General features: G+C 72.8%; 3 protein-coding genes. All 3 read left to right on the forward strand.

Translation table 11 applies throughout. The features are described from left to right. Positions 1-1,694: FAD-binding and (Fe-S)-binding domain-containing protein (locus tag ACTIR_RS23970; protein ID WP_034240650.1), on the forward strand; the 1,694-nt coding region annotated here is incomplete at its 5' end. Positions 1,695-1,771: 77 nt separating this feature from the next. Next, a complete protein-coding gene (locus ACTIR_RS0117115) occupies positions 1,772-2,554 on the forward strand; it encodes a 2-keto-4-pentenoate hydratase (RefSeq protein ID WP_026455197.1) in 783 nt (260 codons plus the stop codon). Between the two features lie 149 nt (positions 2,555-2,703). After that, a partial coding sequence (locus ACTIR_RS27575) for a hypothetical protein (RefSeq protein ID WP_026455198.1) occupies positions 2,704-2,928 on the forward strand: 225 nt, incomplete at its 3' end.

The following is a 2,928-nucleotide window of genomic DNA, read 5'->3' on the forward strand; positions in this document are numbered from 1 at the left end:
AGGCCTGGCCCGGCTGGGAGGACGCCGCGGTCCCGCCCGCGCGGCTCGGCGCCTACCTGCGCGACTTCCGCGCGCTGCTGGCCCGGCACGGGCTGCGCGGCATCCCGTACGGGCACTTCGGCGAGGGCTGCGTGCACGTGCGCATCGACTTCGACCTCGTGCACGAGGACGGGGTGCGGGTCTTCCGGGAGTTCATGACCGAGGCGGCCGATCTCGTCGTGTCCCACGGCGGGTCGCTGTCCGGCGAGCACGGCGACGGGCAGGCCCGCGCGGAGCTGCTGGAGCGGATGTATCCGGCGTCGCTGCTGCGGCTGTTCGAGGCGTTCAAGGCGGCCTGGGACCCCGACGACCTGCTCAACCCGGGCAACCTCGTCCGCCCGCGTCCACTGGACGCCGACCTGCGGTTCTCCGGGCCCACCCGGGATCTCCCGATCACGCTGCGGTACCCGCACGACGGCGGCAGCCTCGCCACCGCCGCCCGGCGCTGCGTCGGCGTGGGCAAGTGCGTGGACACCTCGACCGGCGTGATGTGCCCGAGCTACATGGTCACCGGCCGGGAGGAACACTCCACACGCGGCCGGGCGCGGCTGCTGCACGAGATGATGCGCGGCGAGACCGTGACCGACGGCTGGGACTCGGCCGAGGTCCACGACGCGCTGGACCTGTGCCTGGCGTGCAAGGGGTGTCTGTCCGACTGTCCGGTCAACGTGGACATGGCCTCGTACAAGGCCGAGTTCCTGCACCAGCACTACGCGGGCAGGCTGCGGCCCGCCAGTCACTACTCCCTCGGCTTCCTGCCGCTGTGGGCCCGGCTGGCCTCGGCCGCGCCCGGGGTCGTGAACCGCGTGCTGCGCACGCCCGGGGTGTCCGGTGTGGTCAAACGGCTCGGGGGTATCGCCGCCGAGCGGGACCTGCCCGCGTTCGCCCGCACCACGTTCCGGCGCGCGTGGCGCAGGCGGCCCGCTCCCCCGTCGGGGGACGGCGACCGTCCGCGCGTGGTGCTGTGGCCGGACACGTTCACCGACCATTTCTCCCCGGAGATCGGCGCGGCGGCCACTCGGGTCCTGGAGCACGCCGGGTTCGACGTGGTGCTGCCGCGCGGATCGGTCTGCTGCGGGTTGACCTGGATCTCCACGGGCCAGCTGGACGTCGCGCGCCGGGTGCTGCGGCACAGCCTGGACGTGCTCGCCCCCGAGCTCGCTGCGGGCACCCCGGTGGTCGGTCTCGAACCGAGCTGCCTGGCCGTGTTCCGGCACGACATCCACGACCTGCTGGACGTGCCGGAGATCGACGCGCGCACGCTCGGCGAGTTCCTCCAGCGTGAGGCGCCGGAGGCCGACTTCGGCACGCTCGGGGCGGAGGCGCTGACCCAGCAGCACTGCCATCAGCACGCCGTCATGGGCAACGCCGCCGAGGAGCGTCTGCTGCGCAGGGTCGGCGTGGACAACCGCACCCTCGACTCGGGCTGCTGCGGGCTGGCGGGCAACTTCGGCGTCGAACGCGGACACCACGAGGTGTCGGTCGGCGCGGCCGAGCGCGTGCTGGTCCCCGAGGTGACCGCCGCGGACGAGGACACGCTGGTGCTGGCCGACGGGTTCAGCTGCCGCACCCAGATCGCCGACCTCACCGGCCGGGAGTCGCTGCACCTGGCCCAGGTCCTCGACCGGGCGATCACCGCGGGCACGTCCGGCTGAGCACCCCGGCGCGGGCGATCCCGCTGACCGGAACCCGGTCCTTGCGCGCGCGGGCGCCTGCGACGACGGTGTGCGGCATGAACACCCAGGACGTGGCGGCCCGGTTCCTGCAGGCCCACGAGACCGGGGAGCCGACGGCCCCGGTGATCGACGAGTATCCCGGGGCGACGGTGCTCGACGCCTACCGCATCCAGCAGGAGCAGGTGCGGCACTGGACCGGCGCGGGCCAGCTCGTCAAGGGGCACAAGGTGGGGCTGTCCTCGCCCGCCATGCAGGAGCAGATGGGCGTGGACCAGCCGGACTACGGTCACCTGCTCAGCGACATGTTCCACCCCGAGCAGCAGCCGATCCCGGCGACGACCTACCTCCAGCCGCGCATCGAGCCGGAGGTGGCGTTCGTGCTCGGCAGGCCGTTGTCCGGACCGGGCGTGACCACGGCCGACGCCGTGCGGGCCGTCGAGTTCGTGCTGCCCGCGCTGGAGATCGTCGACTCCCGCGTCCGCGACTGGAAGATCTCGATCGTCGACACCATCGCCGACAACGCCTCCTCCGGCGGCGTGGTCCTGGGCAGCAGGCCGACCCCGTTGTCCGCGGTGGACCTGCGGACGGTGGGCTGCACCCTGCACCTGGGCGGCGAGCTCGTCGCCACCGGGGCCGGGGCGGCGGTGCTCGGCAACCCGATCAACGCCCTGGTGTGGCTGGCCAACACCCTGGGTCCGCTGGGGATCGGGCTGGAACCCGGGCACGTGGTGCTGCCCGGGTCGATGACCCGGGCGTTCCCGGTGACACCCGGCGACGCGGTCGTCGCGACCCTCTCCGAACTCGGCAGTGTGACCGCCCTGTTCGACGACGCACGCTGAGTGGGGCGGCTCCCGGGGCACCGACTCCTGTCGCGCCCCGGACGGATGAGATTCGGCACACAGCGCTGAGATATGCTGCGGCACGGGGTTGAATTATTGGCAAACGACCGGTAAAGACGCCGGTCGCCGCAGGAGCAAGGAGGCGCCCCGTGCCTCAGGACCACAACGACACGGAGCACGGCGACAGTACCGACCATGATCTGAACCACCGGGAACGCGCGACGCTGCGCGCCGTGTCCCGGGGGGAAGCCGAGATCACCTGTAGTCGCGAGCCCGACCTCTTCGTCGACGGACTGGCCTGCTGTGACCAGGCCACCGCGGCCCGCCTCGCGCGAGCCGGTCTGATCGCACCCGCGCACACCGGGAGGCCGGGC

This window comes from Saccharomonospora iraqiensis subsp. iraqiensis (genome assembly GCF_000430445.1).
In the GTDB taxonomy this organism is placed as follows: domain Bacteria; phylum Actinomycetota; class Actinomycetes; order Mycobacteriales; family Pseudonocardiaceae; genus Saccharomonospora; species Saccharomonospora iraqiensis.